Origin of the sequence: Marinobacterium iners, from assembly GCF_017310015.1 — a bacterium.
GTDB lineage: Bacteria > Pseudomonadota > Gammaproteobacteria > Pseudomonadales > Balneatricaceae > Marinobacterium > Marinobacterium iners.
Map to the genome: position 1 here is coordinate 2626538 of NZ_CP022297.1, position 17312 is coordinate 2643849.

A 17312-nucleotide genomic window follows, 5' to 3' on the forward strand; every position below is an offset into this window, starting at 1 on the left:
CTTCAGCTGCATCCGTTCCCAACCTCGATCAGAACGGTACGATTGCAATCACCTGGCCGTAGACATTGGTGTCGTCTGTGCCGATCTGGCTGCCGCCATTGGCGCTGCTGTTATCAGGCGTGTAGAAACCGATCAGCGGGCTTATGACCAGGTTGGGTGTGACCACCCACTCGGCATAAAGATCCAGTTCCTGTCCGTCCAGGGCTCCGGAGCCCCCAGCGGTATCACTGAAATCAAAAAACAGTGCGCCAAGACTCAGCATCTCGGTTGGACTGGCTTTTATCCCGATATGATGGACATCGGTATCCGAATTGAAGGGGCCTGCATAGTTGGCAGCCACTTCACCCTGGAACCAGGTGCCGTAACCTCGGTTGAAACCGAAGAACAGCGGATCAAAGCCTTCGTCAAAAGTGGCGTAACGGTAGTTCACGCTGGGTGACCAAGGCATGTCGGCAAAGGTCCAGCCCGCTTCCACATACCATGCATCGCCATCCTTGCGCGTATTGTCGCCCTGATCCTGAGTCACGAGCTCACCGGATAAAAACAGGTTCTCGACACCCGCATTGCCCTGATAGCGCAGGCTCAGGGTCTGCTGACCGTCACGGTGGGTATAACCCAGTGCCTGAGCATACTTGTCATTGACCCCCAAGCCTTCAATATAAGCCACGCCCACGGTGCCTTCAGGCATCACATACTCGGCGTTGATACCGGCCAGCTCGGTCATCGCCTGCGCCGGGTTGTCTGACTTAATCCAGAACAGGTCGGCACGCAAGCCTTCGGCACCACCGATACGCGCGATAGCAGTGCGATCAAACGCCTTGCGCGCTGCCAGCCAGTACGCGCCACCTCGGTCAAAATCGTAGCCACCGCCATTAAGCGCATCACCCAGGTTCAGGGCATCGCCATTGATCAGGAAACCATCGCCAATGGAGAAGTTCTGGCGGCCGAATGAGAACTCCAGACCATCATCACCCAATGCCGAGATCAGACTGCCGGAGCGCCAGCCCACATAGGCATCTTCGAGATCCGTTTCGCTTTCATTGCCCGTGGTAAAGCCGCCGGCATCACCGTCACCCCAGGTGCCTGAACTCACCAGATTGAGGCCTCCATAAACACTGACCCCTGACGGGTAGGCATGGCTGCCGGAGAAACCATACTTGATGTAGCCTTCCTGCCAGTCGGAGCCGCCGCCTTCAGTTTTGGCACCCAGCCCATAGTTTTCTTCACTGGTGAAGACACCGAACACCGCTTCAATATCAAGGTTCAGCTCAGTGCCATTTTCACTGTGAAGCGTGTAGGCCGACGCGTGCGCCGACATCAGTGCAGCCACCGTGGCCGCGAGGATCGTCTTTGTCATTCTGCAGTACTCCTGATACTCCTGTCTTTTGGCACCGGAAAAGGGCCCGGACTTGCGTCCGGGCAAACCCGGTCAGGCCATGAGTGCAGACAGGGGAATGATGAAATCAGCGGATGAAAACCTGTGAAGTGGAGATCGCCATATCGCCACCGGGCAGCTGGATGTTGCCCAGCTTTTCCATGCTGTCGGCATCGTAGATTGCTACGTCATTGAATGTGCCGCCCAGATAGATCTTGGAACCTTCGTGGTTGATGGCAACACAGTAGTAGGAATGATCCAGCTCGGCGGCGGCGATCAGCTCCTTTTTCTCGATGTCATATTTGGCCAGACGGTTAAGTACGCCAAACACCAGGTTCGGGTCCTTGGGCGAGCGTACGCCACTGAAATAGATCTCGGTGATCGGACCAAAATCCGTTGTCTCGGTCTCACCGGTTTCAAGGTTGATATTCATGAAACCATAGATCCAGTCAGCCGTGTCCAGGTTGTAGCTTTCATCCTGAAACTTCGCAGTGGTGTAGAGGATGGTGAAATCCTTGGACGGGGCCTGTATCGGCCAAGCGTTCAGGACATCCGGTGGTGCATAGAGCGGACGCTCCCAATTGCGGCTGGGAATGGCAACTCCGACCTCACCGGTGTTCACATCCACCTTGTAGATGTCGGCCCCGGCCATGTAGAGCGTACCATCGGCACCGGTCTGCATTACGGTCACCTGTCGCGGTGACGGAAAGGTACGAACCGGTTTGGCATCAAGCCCCGCACTGGTGTCGTACACCGCCAGGCGAGCCGGCTGAACGCGATAGTGGTCGCGGTTCAGCATGGTGGGGTTCTGTACTGCATACAGCTCCGAACCATCCGGGCTCAATGTAAACGAGAAGATCGACTTGGTACGTTCGTTCTTCTGCAATGACATTTTGGCATGGAAGGTAATGTCACAGTTGTCCAGATTAATGCCATAGATATCCTCATAGCGGTTGTTGAGGATATAGGCTGTTTTTCCATCCGGGGCCATCTGAGTCACGCCAGGGCCAAATGCATCCGGCAGATCGCAGCTCTTGTAGAGGCTGTCGCTCTGCAGGTCGATCACATGCATGTTGTTGGGGTAGTTGGCCACGATCATGTATTCGTTGCCTTCCTTGAGTGCCGGCCCCTTGGCCAGCACGGCACCGGACAGCGTGGTGCCCAACACCAGTGCCGCCGCCGGGATCAGAGATGTAAATCGCTTGTTGTCCATTATCAGGTCACCCTCGGCTTAGTTCTTGTCTTTCGGGAACACGGTACCCAGGTTGCGCCAGTCGTCTTTCGAGTTCATGGCGTCCTTGTTCCAATCCGGGTAGGTATTCATCATGTCCGGCACCTGTGCAGGCCACCAGCAGGGGTCTGCACAGCCATACAAATCGGCTTCCATCGGCTGGCACAGCGAGGTTACGCCGCCAAAGGCATCGATCTCCCAGCCCGGGTCGGTAGTGGCGGTACAGCCTGCCAGTGAACTCATGGCCACGACCTCTTCCACACTGTCGTCGGCCACGGCCTGAGTGAGTAGCTGGGCCTTGTTGTTGATCGCTTTGAGATGTTTCATATCAGTGCGCCCTCCGCGGCGAGATGTACTGGTCTATGAAGGCGGGGTTGGCCGCCATGATGCGGCTGTAGACTTCGATGCCGAAGTCGACCCAGTCTCGCATCAGGTCGCAGTAGTGATAGGTTGGATGAGTGGGATCCCCGTAGCGGGCATAGCTTTCGTGATAGCAGCCGCCTGAACACAGGTTGCGAATACGGCAGCTGGCACAGCCGGTATCGGTTCGATCGAGCCGCTTGGAGAGAAAGTCCCCCAGCTCCACTTGCTGGACACCGGTTTTCACATTGCCAAACGTCGGCATGTCGGACCCGGTGAACCGATGGCAAAGATTGAGTTCCCCCTCATGATCCACCGCCAGCATTTTCAGGCCGGCGCCACAGGGCAGGGCCTTTTTATGGCCTTCGTGCAGGTCGGTGATTAGCTGATGCATGTTGGAGAAACCGATATTGCGGTGCTCCAGTGCCGCATCGAGATAGCGCTGACCAAGGCGTTTCATGCCGGCAAACACTTCGATCAACTCTTCTGAACTGAGGTTATAGCTGCTGATGTCGCCAGAGGTAACCGGTGCAAAGCCCACCTCGGAAAAGCCCATCTCGTTGAACAGGTGATCCCAGATCCGCTCCACCTCTGTGGTGCCACGGGTCAGCGTGACACGCGCTCCGATGGGACGTGAGTCGTACCGCTCCAGCAGCCTCAACGCCTTGCGACGCACAACATCGTAAGTACCCTGGCCACCCACGGTGATACGGTTTTTGTCATGAATCGCCTTGGGGCCATCCATGCTGACCGACAGACCGAAACGATGGGCATTGAGCCAGTCGATGATCTCATCGGTCAGCAGTGTGGCATTGGTGGTCATGACGAAATCGAGCTGTTTGCCCAGTTCGGCAAAGCGGCGCTCGCAGTAGTCCACCATCGCTTCAATCAGCGGCCGGTTGCTCAGCGGCTCACCGCCAAAGAACACCACCGTGTAGCGTTCTTCGTCGGGTGATTCGCGCAGCAGCATCTCCACCGAATCAATTGCAGTCTGCAGCTCCATCTTGCGACCGGCGGACGGGATATCCAGGTCTTCCTTGTAGCAGTAGGTACAGCTGAGGTTGCAGCCAGTATTGACGTTCAGTACCACGGTTGTGAGTGGAAACTGATCAACCCGGCGGGTACCGATTTCATCCGTCAGCGGCCGGCCATCATTGACCAGCTCCAGCGCCAGCAGCTCTCGCACCGTTTCGGTAATCTCCTGCTCCGTGAAACGGTTGCTCAGCTCGGCCACCAGCGCTTCGGCGGAGTGTTCCTGTCCGCGCAGCCGATCGAGAATGTCCGACGTCAGGTTGTCCAGCGCAAACAGCGAACTGGACGGTATGTGGAACAACATGCGGGTATCCCCGACCTGCACTTCATGCAGGTTGTGTTCCACCAGATTGAGTACAGCGCCCATGTCTGTTCTCCCCTGTTAGGTTGCCATCCGGATGCCTGCAGGCATCCCCCCTTCTCTGCCATCAGGCATTTGTCAGGGGATCGGAGGGTTGTTCCAGCGCTGCACCGTCACAATCATCTGCCCTTCGGCATTGTGTGTGTCACCGCCATCCATCACCGTTGCCTGTACTTTCAGGTTACCGGCGTTGTTGGTCATCATGCGTCGCTCAGGATTGGGACCCGCAGCGGCTGGCGTGAATACACCAGTATCCGGGTTCATCTGGCCGGTAAAGCGAACATCCCCATCAGCCTCGGCCACTTCATCAAATGGCGCCACTGCCCATTGCGCAGGCATCATGCCGATGCGGTAGTCATCGTCGGTACCGGGCTTGCCGTCCGGCCCAACGGCCCAGGCTTCAGCTTCAAAACGAGCCTCCACTTTCGGTGTTGAGCTGCCATTACCACCCACACGGGCCACGGCAAACTCCGGCACCACTTTCACCTGAGCGATGCGATCATAGACAGCAAAGCGCCCGCCCTGAGCGTCGCCCACACTCACCTCATGAATGCCCGAGGCGGCCTCGGATGCTCTGGCACGTACCTTGATCAGGCTGTCGCTTTCACTGATCACCTCGATAACATCAATGCCCTGGCCCAATACCGGCATGCCCTTAAGACCTGTACCGATAATGCTGACCTCAGCTTCGTTGCCCGCCCTGATGTAAGCCGGCTGCAGTGCCAGTACCCGGCTGTTGCCATCGGCACGCGCCGCTACCACATCAGCCCCCACTTCATCGTGATCACGCAGGAACATGCGACCTTCCAGCTGCCCATTACGCAGCGCAAACACCTGTCGCATGGCGCGCCCATCGATCTCAAGATCCGCACGCCACTCATAGCCGGTATACACCACCGCCATGCCCTGCCCCTGAATGGGAGCGCCGTCGTCATACTGGCCACTGAGGCTGACTTGATACTGATCCTGACCCTCTGCGGGCATGACCTTCATCTCGGCATGGAAGGCGCCACGACCCGGCATGTGGCCCACCAGCGTCCAACCACCGCTGACCGGCGCTGCCGACTGCTGCTGCCATTGATCCCAGGCTGCGGATTCCATGGGCAAGGCTTCAGCCAGATGCGGCACCATCTGATTCAGCGCAAGCTCGAACCAATCCCGATCACGCGCCAGCGCCTGAAATTCGGTTGTAGGCCACTGGCCCAGATGGAAGTGAACCAGATGCTCCCACTCTTCAGCGGGCCGACGCTGCAGCAGCACACGTGCTCCTGAGTGACAGCGGGCACACATCTCGGTAAATTCCTGTGAATCGAACGCTTCGGATGTATTCAGACGACGCTCAAGTGCATAGCGGGCTCCTTCGGTTTCTTCCGGTGCCAGCCCCTGCCGGTCTGCCAGATATTTCACCAGCGTGCGCCGGTTTTCATCGCTGATCTGCAGGCCATGCATGATCTGCATGCGGGCAATTGTCATCAACCAACCTTCCGGCGTTTTGCGTTGATGGCTGATACGGCTCCACTGCTGGTCAGCCTCCTGGGTGTGGCACGCCAGACACTTGCTGCTGATAATCTGCTCGGCACTGTCGTTGGCCATGGCCGTCTGAGCACTCACCGCCAGCGCCAATGCCAGCAGCCCCCCGCCCAGCGGTTTCAGAGTTGTTGTATTCAAGGTCCGACCTCCTTCTGTGGTCATTGCAAGGGGCATCTGTCGGGACGCCCGTCGAGATCCAGGTCAATGTTGAGTCACAAAGGAGCTAGCACAGCCTGTGCCAAGTTCATCTTTTCAAAACAAAACAGTCACTTGAGTGAAATATTACGACTTTCGACCCCGCCAGCCAGGCAGCGTCATCTGTTTAATATCGCGACACCTGTTTCATCCTGAGACAGACGCCCATTTTCGGGGCCTGACGCCGGAGTAGCGGGCTGAATCAGATTCAGACAGCTGTCTCATTCTGCGACAGGCCAAAACAGCAAGAACATAGGTACACACATAGAAAACCATTCAATTTCATTAAGTTAGGATTTAATCAAAACTGGCACAGCCATTGCGATACAGGGGAGACAGACTCAACGACAACGATAAGAGGTTCACCATGACGGAGTTTGCCCTTCACTCTGATACTCAGGCCTTCATCAGCCGCCGCCACCCTCTGCTGATTGGCGATCAGCGCCCTGCAGGTTCCGAAGGCAGGGAGATTGATGTGATCAACCCCGCCACCGGAGAGTGTTTCACCAAGGTAGCCTGTGGGACTGCCGCTGATGTTGATCAGGCCGTCGCAACGGCGCGCCAGACATTCGAGGACTCCAGCTGGAGCCGCATGACACCGGTCGAGCGCGAACGCCTGCTGTGGCGTTTTGCCGATCTGATCGACGCCAACGCCGACTCGCTGGCCGAGATCGAGTGTCTCGACAATGGCAAGAGCGTCGCCATCGCCAAGGGAGTCGATATCCAGCTGGCCGTCAATTTCCTTCGCTACATGGCCGGCTGGGCAACCAAAATCGAGGGCAGTTGTGTACAGCCATCGGTTCCCTTCATGCCCGGCGCCCAATTCCACGGTTACACCCGGCGTGAGCCGGTCGGGGTGGTGGGTGCTATCGTGGCCTGGAACTTCCCGTTGCTGTTGGCCTGCTGGAAGCTCGGCCCGGCGCTGGCGACAGGGTGTACCGTCGTACTGAAGCCGGCTGAAGATACCCCCCTGACCGCGTTGCGACTGGGTGAACTGGCGCTGGAAGCGGGCTATCCGCCCGGGGTGTTGAACGTTGTCCCGGGCCTGGGCGGTGATGCCGGTGCAGCCCTGTCATCACATCCCGATGTGGACAAACTGACCTTTACGGGGTCGACCGGTGTCGGCAAGCTGATCGGCAAGGCCGCCATGGACCACATGACACGGGTGACCCTTGAGCTGGGCGGCAAGTCACCCACCATCGTGCTGGAAGACGCCGATCCGCAGGAGGCCGCCGCAGGGGCCGCCAATGCGATCTTCTTCAATCAGGGACAGGTGTGCTGTGCCGGTTCGCGCCTGTATGTGCAGCGCAAGCTGTTCGACAATCTGGTGGCAGATATCACCGATATCGCAGGCCGGATTCGTCTGGGTAACGGACTGGACCCGAACACCGAAATGGGGCCGCTGGTCTCCGCCGTGCAGCAGCAGCGAGTGCACGGCTTTATCGAGAAAGGGCTGGCCGAGGGTGCCAGAATCACCACCGGTGGTGACCGTCAGGGCCCCGGCTTCTTCATCCAGCCCACGGTGGTGGTGGATGTGGATCAGCGTTCAACACTGGTACAGGAGGAGATCTTCGGCCCGGTACTGGTGGCCATGCCGTTTGATGACATCGACGAGGCAGTCAGAATTGCCAATGACAGCCAGTATGGCCTGGGGGCCAGCATCTGGTCGAATAATCTGTCGGCGGTCCATCGCATGATTCCCCGTATCAAGTCCGGCAGCGTGTGGGTCAACTGTCACACGGCACTGGACCCGTCCCTGCCGTTTGGCGGTTTCAAGCAATCCGGCCTTGGCCGTGAAATGGGAGCTGCCTGCATCGAGCATTACACCGAGCTCAAGTCGGTGCTGATGAAGGTTTAATCAGACCGGGAGCCTGATCTCATCCGGCTCCCTTCACACCATCTATTGCCCTGTTGGAAAACCGCTCTCTGAACTGGCTTGGCGTCAGCCCGGTCCGTTTTTGGAACATGCGCCGAAAGGCACTGACATCCTCATATCCCACCCGCCAGGCCACCCGCTCTATTGTTGTCTCGGTATTTTCCAGCAGCTCTCGTGCCTTGTGCAGTCTCTGCTGCTGCAGATACTCACCCGGTTTTAGCCCGGTCGCCTTATGAAAACGGCGGATAAAGGTTCGCTCAGTGAGGTGGGCCAGTTCCGCCATCTGAATGACGCTTAGTGGCTGTGCATATTCGCGGTGAATATGGTGCTGGACACCCAGTATTACCCGATCGCTGTGATCCAGTACCGGTATGAAACTGCGGTAATAGCTCTGCTGGCGAGCGCCGGTATCAACCAACAAGAATCGCCCCAGTGCCTGCACTACGGTGGGTGGAACATAGCGTCCGATCAGGTACAAACCAAGATCCATCCAGGACATGACGCCGCCGGCGGTCACCAGGTCGGAATCGGCCAACAGCATGGCATCGGTATCCAGTTCCACAGATGGATACTGATATCGGAACGCACCTTCCAGCTGCCAATGAGTGGTTGCCTTACGCCCCTCAAGCAATCCGGCCTGTGCAAGCAGAAAAGCCCCGGCACAGGCAGAACTGATCACGGTTCCCTGTCGATGCCAGTTCTGCAAAAAGGAGCAGACAACCGGCTGTGGCTCAAGGTACGCCTGCCCTTCCAGTACCGGCGGCACAATAATCAGAGACGGCGGAATATCCATGATTTCCGGGGTTGCCAGCGGGTCCTGCTCGATCTGCCAGCATACCGTCTGGAAAGCGATGTCCGGCGCCTGCTGCAGTTCGGCAAGAATACGATTGGCGGACTGGAACAGGTCGATCAGGCCATAGACCGCCGAACGTGCAGTACCGGGAATCACCACAATCGCGACAAGAATGGTCTGAGACATGTCAGTTTTTACCCTGTTATTGTCAGTTATGCCACCCGTGCAGGTTAACAGACAGGGTTAGGATGGGCGACAACCATTCAACAGGAAACACACATGAGCAACACAGCACTGATCATCGTCGATATGCAGAATGATTATTTTCCCGAAGGTAAGTGGACTCTGGAAGGAATAGAGGCCGCCGCTGCCAATACTGCCCGCATCCTGGAGGACTTTCGCCAGCGCGGGTTGCCGGTGGTTCATGTGCGACATGAATTTCCGTCAACCGAAGCCCCCTTCTTCGTGCCCGGCAGTGAGGGGGCCAAGACTCATAAGAGTCTGCAGCCGATCACCGGCGAATTCCAGATTCTGAAAAACGAGGTCAACAGCTTCAAGGGCACCGAACTGCATCAGTTGCTGCAGCGTGAAAACATTACTGAGCTTGTGATTACCGGTGCCATGAGCCACATGTGTATCGATGCCATCACCCGCGCCGCTTCCGATTTGGGCTACAGCAATACAGTGGTACATGATGCCTGCGCCACTCTGGATGCCGAGTTCAACGGGGTACATGTTCCTGCCAAACATGTACACGCAACCTTCATGGCCGCGCTGGCGTTTGCCTACGCTGAAGTGGTCAGTACCGAGGCATTGTTGTCGAACCGTTGATTATCCAATGTGTGTCATCAAAACCGATCTAAAGTCAGTGCGGTAAGAGCATACTCAAACGTTCATATGCCCGTGTCTTGTTCAAGCGGATCTTCGGGCGTTGTACAGACCCGGTTGCGTCCCAGCCTTTTCGCCGTATAGAGCGCACTGTCTGCGTGGTGTATAAGGGTTTCAACGCGCATGTTGAGGTGTGGCCTGTTTGAGGCCACGCCAAGACTGATGCTGACATGTCCTGTCGGCCCGTGAGCGTGTGGAATCCTCAACCCCGCCACAGCAGCCCTTAATTGCTCGGCGAGCTGTTTCGCGTGGGAAAGATCCAGCCCCGGCAAAAGAACGATGAACTCTTCGCCCCCGTAACGCGCAATCATGTCACCGCTGCGCTTCAGCTGATCTGACATCACTTGTGCCACCTGACGCAGGCAATCATCACCCGCCTGGTGCCCATAAGTATCGTTAAAGCGCTTGAAAACATCGACATCAGCCATCACGATGGCCAGCCTAGTGCCGTCGCGTAATGCCCGTCGCCACTCATGTTCAAGCTGTTGATCGAATGAGCGACGGTTGGGTATGCCGGTCAGGGCATCGGTTGTACTCAAACGCTCCAACTCGGCATTCATCTTTTGCAAATGCATGTTCGCCTGCTCCAGCTGCTGCTCTGCCTGGCGACGAGCATCGACGAAAACCGCAAAGCTGGCCCCCATCGTGCTGATTTCATCACTGCCTGATTCAGGAACAGGCACCTGCTTACCCTGCAGATGTGCCTGCATTGCAGCATTGAGACGATTTATCCGGAGTACGATATGGCGCCGGATATACATAATGGCACCGAACGTTATGGCGAGCAGAGTCAATGATGCCAGCAACAGTCCAAACAACGAACTGCGAATCAGCTTCTGGTGGTCTGTAATGGCCTGTTGAGCCGACGCTTTCAGCTGCAGATGGTAGCTGAAACTTGCCCCTGTCAGCTTTTGGGCCAGTACCCGGGTTTCCCGCGCCGTTGCCAAACTTGCCCGCGACGCCTTCAATAACGGTCCTCGGCTCCTGAACGCTTCAGGCAATACTTCGGTAAGCTGACGCCTCAGCTCGAGCAGTTCTTCATCTTCAAGTGGCAATAATGCCAGTTTCTGTAACGCTTGCTCACAAGCGCGTTCCAGTTGTGCTACATGCCCCGGACGTTCAGCACTCAATGCTGACGAAGCGGCAACCAGTGCGGTCAGCGCATGACTGATAAAACGCTGCTGGTTAGGAGACTGCGCACCGAAGTCACTCAGCGGTAACCGTTGCTGTAATATGAATAGTGTGTCGATTAACTGAAGATGCTCGGTTTGTAGTTGTTTTTCCAGTTCAAGGCGCTGATCCAGCTGCCCCAGGCTCAGGAAAAACGGCTCCTGCCAACGATCAAGCTCTCTGTTTGCTGCCCTATCGGCATCGGCTGACGACGACAACTGCTGCAGTCGGTCACGTGCAGAGCGGTAAAGGCCAGCCAGATTCTCTGTCCGCTGACTGCCCGCACTGATGGAGCGACGGCTACCCACCATCATTTCAAACACTTCAGCAGCAATGATCTCTGCATCTCGGGTAAGTTCAGCGGCCGCCATGGCACGGCCAAACTCACGATCTGCCAGGTTACTGAACCCCTGGTATTGCTGGAACATCACATAACCAACAGCTGATACAGCCATCAGATACAATCCGAAAATTGTACCGATGATCAGTGTCAGTCGAGTACCTATGCTTGTGTGCGGTTGTTGCATAACGGCGCTGGAGCTCACAGAAACAGGGGAGCAAACAACAAGCCACCACGCGACCAAGGCTTGTTCACTCCCTGCTCCATCCCGATAGCCGTATCAGGACCATAGTGACGCTGGTAGATTTCACTGTAGTTACCAACACTGGCTATCACCTTGCGCGCCCAGTCATTTGACAACCCCAACTGGCTTGCCAGATCACCTTGCTGCCCCAGCAGATTAAGAATTTCTTGATCCTCCGTGCTGTTCAAGACCTGATCAAGGTTGCTTTGGGTTATGCCCTTTTGATCGGCCAGAATGGTGGCGTTGACCACGGAACGGATAACACGCGCCCAGCGGGTTTCATCGTTCCGCACCATTGGGCCTATAGGTTCACGAGACAGTGTTTCAGGCAGGATAATATAGTGTGCCGGGTTGTCCGCACGGTTGGCGCGGTTGGTTGCCAGGTTCATTCGATCGGCACTGTACGCATCGCAATGACCTCGAAAGAAGCTGTCGCCATTGGAAAACTGAACTTGCGCGTCAATACCTTGCTGTTCGAGTGCATTAACAAGGTTTTTGTGAGTTGATGTGTTTTCAGTCACGCAGACCGTTTTGCCCTGCAGGTCTGACAGCATTGAAATGCCACTGTTGGCACGGACCATTACGCCCTGGCTGTCAAAGAGATATACCGCCGGGAACACAACCTGATAGCGGTTTTCTCGACCCAATGTCCAGGTCGTGCTGTACATCACCACATCCGTCTGGCGCTGCTGCAGAGTGGTAAACCGTGTCGTGGCATCAACTTCCACATACTGCACCCGTTCGGGATCACCGAACAGCGCAGCCGCCGTGGCGCGGCAAAAATCAACATAAAAACCTTTCCAGGTTCCGTCCGTGTCAATGGAACTGCGACCGGGGTCATCCGGAAAAACACCACAGCGAATATCACCATGACGCATGACTTCATCCAACGTATCGGCATGCACCGATGACAGAAGCATGACATTCATGGCCATCACGATCAGATAACAACAAAACCGGCGAAGAATCGGCATACATGAACCCTTGGCGTTTGGCGCATAACAGCGATGCAGGTCATTCTACCTGCAGAGTTCAGCAGCACCAGCAAAAGTGTCACCGCCGTTCGTCTACAGGGGCTCCAGTGACCGCAACTGCCTGTCATGCAATCGGTTCATCAGCACCAACGCCAGTATTGCGCCAGCCAACGCCCAAGCCATATCGGACTGGGTATCCCAGACATAGCCCTGAGTACCGAGAAACGCCTCGGCACCCTCCTCCGAGATCAGGGCTACCCACCACTCGATCAACTCGTAGAACGCACTGAACGCCAGACAAAAGCACACGATAAAAAAGTTGCGCCATGCCGCTGACGGGATCACCTTCAGCCGGATCAACAGCTCACGTGCAATCATTGCCGGCACTAGGCCCTGCACCAGATGGCCCACCTTGTCATAGTTATTCCGTTGCCAGTCGAACATTTCTCTGAGCAGGTCGAAGAGCGGCACCTTGGCATAGGTGTAGTGCCCACCGACCATCAAAATGATGCAGTGGAACAAAATCAGACTGTACAACAGCGGCGTAAGGGGGAATCGACGACGCGTACACAGCAAAATGAGGGCGCCAACAACGGCCGGCAGGACTTCCAGCGCCCAGGTAATGCGATCAGCCGGCTCCCACGCCGACCAGAACAAGACCGGCAAGAACACCAGCGCCCAGAGCGCGGGCCCCCGCCTGCCTGATGATTGGTGAACATGCGACATCCCACTCTCCTTGTCAGCCAGATACAACCTGTTCATCCAGTCAGTGCCGCCGATGGCGTCAATGGCAGGCCGCATCCACCTGGGCCAACTGCTCCTGGCTGAGTGTCTTCTGCGCGACTTCAAACAGCTCGCGTTCCTCGAAGTGAATATGTGCCTGGAGCAATTCACCAAAGGCCTTCAACTCTTCATAGCCACGCGTCTGTCCCGGCTGAAAGAAGTCACGCAGCTGCGCGTGCTCTCTTTCCAGCCGGTCTACCAGAGAGGTTTCACCGGCTTCTCTTAGTGGCTCAACCAGTGTTTCTTCCTCGATTTTGAAGTGCGGTTCCAGCACGTCACTGAAGTGCATGGTCACTTCTGCCCAAACCATTTTCGCCGGCTTGTACTCTTTCGCAGCCTGCATGGCCCGTTTTGCCAACACCAGCCCGTGGTGATGATCGCGGGAAAGGGATTTCAGCTCTTCGGCTCGTTTCATAACGCACCTGTCAAATCAATGACCGATTCCGAGACGGCGCCGTTCCATTCTGCGCAGAAATTCTTCCATGATCATGCGATAGAGGCTGTCCTTGAGATAGAGGTCCTCTACCCCGGAATCGATACTGGGATTATCGTTCACTTCGATCACCACCACCTTATCACCGGACTGTTTCAGGTCCACCCCATACAGGCCATCACCTATCAATTTGGTTGCCTTCAGCGCAGCTCTGACCACCTTCGCCGGCGCCTCATGCACCGGCAGGGTCTCGAAGCCACCCGATTCGGCCTGGCCGCTGCTGTGGTTATAGATCTGCCAGTGACCACGGGTCATCAGGTACTTGCAGGCATAGAGTGGCCTGTTGTTGAGAATGCCGATACGCCAGTCGTATTCCGTGTACATGTATTCCTGTACCAGCACAATGGCCGACTGTTTGAAATACTCATCGGCCTGACGCAGCAACTCCTCCGGCGAACTGACTTTGACCACTCCCTTTGAAAAAGCCCCATCGGGGATCTTCAGCACCCGCGGATAGGTCAGAGACTCGGCCAGTGCCTGCACCTCCTTTTTACTGTCCTTGAACAGGAAGTGGGTCTCCGGCATCGCAACGCCATTGGTGGCCAGCAAGTCTGACAGATACACCTTGTTGCAGCAGCGCAGAATCGAAGTGGGGTCATCAAATACCACCAGCCCTTCATGTTCGGCCTTTTTGGCAAAGCGATAGGTGTGGTTGCTGATTGAAGTGGTTTCACGGATGAACAGGCCATCATATTCAGCCAAATGGCTGAAATCTTTCTTGCCGATCAGGCTGACATCGATGCCCAACTGACGCCCGGCACGGATAAAACGTTTGATCGCCATGGGATCGGAAGGTGGCAACACCTCTTCACGATCCACTAGAATCGCCAGATCATACCGGTATTTGCGACGTGCCGTGGGCTTGCGCCACAGTTTGCGACTGAACGTATCGATGGCAGTGGCAAACAGATCCTCTTCAGCACTGTTAAGCTGTTTCAGACTACCCGCCTTCAATGTTTCGATCTGCCAGCTTTCCCCCTTGCGGAAGGTCAGATGCAGGATGGGGCAAGGAAAATGCTCGAAAATCTGCCGCGCCAGATCCTGCAAGGGGGCAAACAGGGTCTGCCCGAAGCAGATGGTCACTTCCAGCTGTCGATCAGCTTCCAGTTGCTGACGCAGCACCGCATCTTTACTGACCAGCTTGCCCAGCAGCTCGTTCAGGTTCTTCATGTTCAGGCCGTAGACAGACTTGCGCCCCAAGTCATTAATGGTCTGAATCGATGGAATCACTTTGTGGCCGCGCGCTTCAGCCAGCAGCGAGGTGTAGTAGCCGTAACTCAGATAGCGATAGTTGCGGCACAGGTTGATGATCTGAACCGGTGTGCGGTCCTTTCGACTGCCTTGCGCCAGGTACTCATGGGCACTCATCAACTGCTCGGCGGGATAGAACGCCTGCCAGTCCTCTTTTTTGTCTACAACAATTTTCAGTTTGGTCATGGTATTCCCTGCACGTAAACCTGAGTGTCACTATGGAATGCATTGTCCGGTTGCGCAATCAGGGACAAATAATATTTCTGCTTGCCACTGGCTCTACAGGCAGCTCCAGCAGTAGGCTAGAGGCATTCCCTTGAGTGGTAAGAGCCATGTCAGACAGTGTTCAGTTACGCCCAGCCAGCCTGCAGGATCTGCCGGCACTGGTTGCGCTGGAAAACCAGACCTTCAGCGAAGATCGCATCAGCCGACGTCAGTTTCGCTGGATGCTCAAGCGCGGTCACTGTGCTCTGATTACCGCCAGTACTGAAACGATTGGCCTTGTGGGATATGTGCTGGTCCTGTTTCACCGCGGCACCTCGCTCGGACGTATTTATTCGCTGGCTGTAGACGATCGCATGCGTGGACAGGGTATCGCCCGTCAGCTGATGCAGGCGGCGGAGCAGGCCGCACTGGAGCATGACTGTCTTGCCTTGCGGTTGGAGGTGCGTACCGACAATGCCAGTGCCATCCAGTTGTATGAAAAGCTGGGCTACCGCCAGTTTGGACTGTATGAAGACTATTACGAGGATCACGCCCCTGCGCTCCGGCTCCAGAAGCGCCTACTGGCCCTGACTACCCGCTCACCGGGGATGGTGCCCTGGTATGGCCAGACCCTGCCCTTTACCTGCGGCCCGGCCTCGTTGTTGATGGCGATGAAGGCTCTCGACCCGGCCATCGTAATGGACCGACGTCAGGAGCTTCAGATTTGGCGCGAAGCTACATCCATTTTCATGACAACCGGTCACGGCGGCTGCGGCCCGCGAGGGCTGGCACTGGCGGCTTGGCGACGTGGCTTCGGAGCGGAACTGTATATCAACCGCGAAGGCCCCCTGTTCATTCACGGGGTCCGAACCGAACTGAAAAAGGAAGTCCTTGAGCTGGTGCATCAGGACTTCAAACAGCAAACCGAAACGGCTGGCATCATCGAGCATGCAGAAGAGGTCAGCCTGGAGGCCATCGAGCAGGCACTGTCAGCCGGTCGTTTTGTTCTGATGCTGATCAGCAGCTGGCGTTTCAGTCGGCAAAAGAGCCCGCACTGGGTGGTGCTGACCGGCATCGACAACCACTACGTGTATCTGCATGATCCGGAAGTGGATGAAGAGGATGACAAAACGCGGCTGGATATCCAGAACGTGCCGGTGCCCCGCAATCATTTCTGGCGCATGGCGCGCTTTGGCAAGGAAGGGCTGCGAACGGCGGTGATCATTTCAAAACAGGCCACGAGGTGAGACTCAGTCCGTATCGGCGATCACCAGCGCGTTACGATTGCGATGCTTGGCCTCATAGAGGGAGCGATCGACTCGTTCAACAAAGGCTTCAAGGGTTTCAATCGCACCGGGCAGGCAACTGCCCAAACCACAACTGAAGGTCAACTGCTCGGAAATCGGGGAGTCACTGTGCGCAATACCTGCCTTGGCCAGCTGCTCATAACAGCGCTGTATCACTCTCTGCGCCGCCACACGGTCAGTCTGCGGCAGAACCAGGACAAATTCCTCGCCTCCAAAGCGAGCCAGAAAATCACCACTGCGAATGGCAGCCTGTAACAACTGCGCCACCTGCTTCAGGCACTCATCTCCCTGAAGATGACCATAGCAGTCATTGTATTGCTTGAAGTAATCGATATCGAAAATTGCCAATGACAGCGGCTGGTTGTGACGCTGTGCCCGTTCCCATTCCTGTTCCAGAATCTGATCCAGATGGCGACGATTGGCCACGCCGGTCAGGCCGTCACGCAGTGAGAGCTCTTCCAGTTCTTTCTGCAGGCGCAGCAATTCCTGCTCGGTACGCTTGCGTTCACTGATATCGAACATGAAACCGACAAGGGCTTCTACTTCTCCGGCTTCATCGCGCACCACATGCACCACATCACGAATCCAGACATAATCACCCGAGGCTGTCAGAGCCCGGTAGTCCGCCTCATGGTCAACGCCACTCTGTGACTGTGATACACAGAAGTTGACCACCCATTCACAATCATCCGGATGCATCCGTGTTGCCCAGTCGTCAACGCTGACCCAGCTTTCCTGACTCCAGCCCAGCAGAGGCTCTATCTGAGGGCCGATATAGGCAAACTGCAGGGTTTTCCAGTCGATTTTCCAGGGGATTGCCCGAGTTGATTCCAGTAGAGTCTTGTAGATACTGGCGTCCGTTTCCAGCGCCTGGCCAGCTGAGTCATCCGCTACTGACATGGCAA

General features: G+C 56.3%; 15 protein-coding genes. 3 read left to right on the plus strand and 12 right to left on the minus strand.

Translation table 11 applies throughout. The features are described 5' to 3' along the window. Nucleotides 1-28 precede the first annotated feature (28 nt). The 5 genes from CFI10_RS12660 to peaA all read right to left on the minus strand — a co-directional run bounded on the left by CFI10_RS12660 (nucleotide 29) and on the right by peaA (nucleotide 6027). Nucleotides 29-1357, minus strand: coding sequence for an alginate export family protein (locus CFI10_RS12660; RefSeq protein ID WP_206834960.1), 1329 nt, complete (start codon nucleotides 1355-1357; stop codon nucleotides 29-31). A gap of 106 nt (nucleotides 1358-1463) precedes the next feature. After that, entirely contained in the window at nucleotides 1464-2588 is a 1125-nt protein-coding gene (gene peaD / locus CFI10_RS12665; protein ID WP_206834963.1) for a quinohemoprotein amine dehydrogenase subunit beta, read from the minus strand. A gap of 18 nt (nucleotides 2589-2606) precedes the next feature. Next, nucleotides 2607-2933 (minus strand): quinohemoprotein amine dehydrogenase subunit gamma, encoded by a 327-nt coding sequence (gene qhpC / locus CFI10_RS12670; RefSeq protein WP_206834966.1) that lies wholly within the window; start codon nucleotides 2931-2933, stop codon nucleotides 2607-2609. Between the two features lies 1 nt (nucleotide 2934). Beyond that, nucleotides 2935-4365: a quinohemoprotein amine dehydrogenase maturation protein gene (peaB, locus tag CFI10_RS12675; RefSeq protein WP_206834968.1), complete on the minus strand. Its 1431-nt coding sequence runs from the start codon at nucleotides 4363-4365 to the stop codon at nucleotides 2935-2937. 72 nt (nucleotides 4366-4437) lie between these two features. After that, on the minus strand, nucleotides 4438-6027 hold the full coding sequence (gene peaA / locus CFI10_RS12680; RefSeq protein ID WP_206834971.1) for a quinohemoprotein amine dehydrogenase subunit alpha: 1590 nt from the start codon (nucleotides 6025-6027) through the stop codon (nucleotides 4438-4440). Between the two features lie 424 nt (nucleotides 6028-6451). Here peaA and CFI10_RS12685 point away from each other — a divergent pair, with 424 nt between their 5' ends. Then, a complete protein-coding gene (locus CFI10_RS12685) occupies nucleotides 6452-7942 on the plus strand; it encodes an aldehyde dehydrogenase family protein (RefSeq protein WP_206834974.1) in 1491 nt (496 codons plus the stop codon). Nucleotides 7943-7961: 19 nt separating this feature from the next. Here CFI10_RS12685 and CFI10_RS12690 read toward each other — a convergent pair whose 3' ends face one another. Then, nucleotides 7962-8939: a GlxA family transcriptional regulator gene (locus tag CFI10_RS12690; protein ID WP_206834977.1), complete on the minus strand. Its 978-nt coding sequence runs from the start codon at nucleotides 8937-8939 to the stop codon at nucleotides 7962-7964. Nucleotides 8940-9032: 93 nt separating this feature from the next. Between CFI10_RS12690 and CFI10_RS12695 the strand changes: the two genes are divergently transcribed. Then, nucleotides 9033-9584: a cysteine hydrolase family protein gene (locus CFI10_RS12695; RefSeq protein WP_206834980.1), complete on the plus strand. Its 552-nt coding sequence runs from the start codon at nucleotides 9033-9035 to the stop codon at nucleotides 9582-9584. 62 nt (nucleotides 9585-9646) lie between these two features. On the opposite strand, the gene CFI10_RS12700 is transcribed toward CFI10_RS12695, so the two are convergent. From CFI10_RS12700 to CFI10_RS12720, 5 genes are all read right to left on the minus strand, one after another. Then, nucleotides 9647-11266, minus strand: coding sequence for a GGDEF domain-containing protein (locus CFI10_RS12700; protein WP_206834993.1), 1620 nt, complete (start codon nucleotides 11264-11266; stop codon nucleotides 9647-9649). 86 nt (nucleotides 11267-11352) lie between these two features. Next, nucleotides 11353-12369, minus strand: coding sequence for an amino acid ABC transporter substrate-binding protein (locus CFI10_RS12705; RefSeq protein WP_206834995.1), 1017 nt, complete (start codon nucleotides 12367-12369; stop codon nucleotides 11353-11355). A 93-nt stretch (nucleotides 12370-12462) separates the two neighbouring features. Continuing rightward, a complete protein-coding gene (locus CFI10_RS12710) occupies nucleotides 12463-13170 on the minus strand; it encodes a DUF2238 domain-containing protein (RefSeq protein WP_242529983.1) in 708 nt (235 codons plus the stop codon). Beyond that, nucleotides 13154-13567 carry a hemerythrin domain-containing protein gene (locus CFI10_RS12715; protein ID WP_206834997.1) on the minus strand — a complete coding sequence of 138 codons (414 nt, stop codon included), beginning with the start codon at nucleotides 13565-13567 and terminating at the stop codon, nucleotides 13154-13156. Before CFI10_RS12715 ends, CFI10_RS12710 begins: the two co-directional genes overlap by 17 nt. Nucleotides 13568-13582: 15 nt before the next feature. Next, nucleotides 13583-15082, minus strand: a complete 1500-nt coding sequence (locus CFI10_RS12720; protein WP_206834999.1) for a RimK family protein — start codon at nucleotides 15080-15082, stop codon at nucleotides 13583-13585. Between the two features lie 146 nt (nucleotides 15083-15228). Between CFI10_RS12720 and CFI10_RS12725 the strand changes: the two genes are divergently transcribed. Further along, nucleotides 15229-16347 carry a GNAT family N-acetyltransferase/peptidase C39 family protein gene (locus CFI10_RS12725; RefSeq protein WP_206835002.1) on the plus strand — a complete coding sequence of 373 codons (1119 nt, stop codon included), beginning with the start codon at nucleotides 15229-15231 and terminating at the stop codon, nucleotides 16345-16347. A gap of 3 nt (nucleotides 16348-16350) precedes the next feature. Here CFI10_RS12725 and CFI10_RS12730 read toward each other — a convergent pair whose 3' ends face one another. Next, complete coding sequence (locus tag CFI10_RS12730; RefSeq protein ID WP_206835004.1) at nucleotides 16351-17307, minus strand: sensor domain-containing diguanylate cyclase; 957 nt, start codon at nucleotides 17305-17307, stop codon at nucleotides 16351-16353. Nucleotides 17308-17312 lie beyond the last annotated feature (5 nt).

Bases quoted from the DNA above. Each gene is read 5' to 3' on its own strand.
- CFI10_RS12660 (WP_206834960.1), bottom strand. From the start codon at position 1,357: ATGACAAAGACGATCCTCGCGGCCACGGTGGCTGCACTGATGTCGGCG.
- peaD (WP_206834963.1), bottom strand. From the start codon at position 2,588: ATGGACAACAAGCGATTTACATCTCTGATCCCGGCGGCGGCACTGGTG.
- qhpC (WP_206834966.1), bottom strand. From the start codon at position 2,933: ATGAAACATCTCAAAGCGATCAACAACAAGGCCCAGCTACTCACTCAG.
- peaB (WP_206834968.1), bottom strand. From the start codon at position 4,365: ATGGGCGCTGTACTCAATCTGGTGGAACACAACCTGCATGAAGTGCAG.
- CFI10_RS12685 (WP_206834974.1), top strand. From the start codon at position 6,452: ATGACGGAGTTTGCCCTTCACTCTGATACTCAGGCCTTCATCAGCCGC.
- CFI10_RS12690 (WP_206834977.1), bottom strand. From the start codon at position 8,939: ATGTCTCAGACCATTCTTGTCGCGATTGTGGTGATTCCCGGTACTGCA.
- CFI10_RS12695 (WP_206834980.1), top strand. From the start codon at position 9,033: ATGAGCAACACAGCACTGATCATCGTCGATATGCAGAATGATTATTTT.
- CFI10_RS12700 (WP_206834993.1), bottom strand. From the start codon at position 11,266: ATGGCTGTATCAGCTGTTGGTTATGTGATGTTCCAGCAATACCAGGGG.
- CFI10_RS12705 (WP_206834995.1), bottom strand. From the start codon at position 12,369: ATGCCGATTCTTCGCCGGTTTTGTTGTTATCTGATCGTGATGGCCATG.
- CFI10_RS12710 (WP_242529983.1), bottom strand. From the start codon at position 13,170: ATGCGGCCTGCCATTGACGCCATCGGCGGCACTGACTGGATGAACAGG.
- CFI10_RS12715 (WP_206834997.1), bottom strand. From the start codon at position 13,567: ATGAAACGAGCCGAAGAGCTGAAATCCCTTTCCCGCGATCATCACCAC.
- CFI10_RS12720 (WP_206834999.1), bottom strand. From the start codon at position 15,082: ATGACCAAACTGAAAATTGTTGTAGACAAAAAAGAGGACTGGCAGGCG.
- CFI10_RS12725 (WP_206835002.1), top strand. From the start codon at position 15,229: ATGTCAGACAGTGTTCAGTTACGCCCAGCCAGCCTGCAGGATCTGCCG.
- CFI10_RS12730 (WP_206835004.1), bottom strand. From the start codon at position 17,307: ATGTCAGTAGCGGATGACTCAGCTGGCCAGGCGCTGGAAACGGACGCC.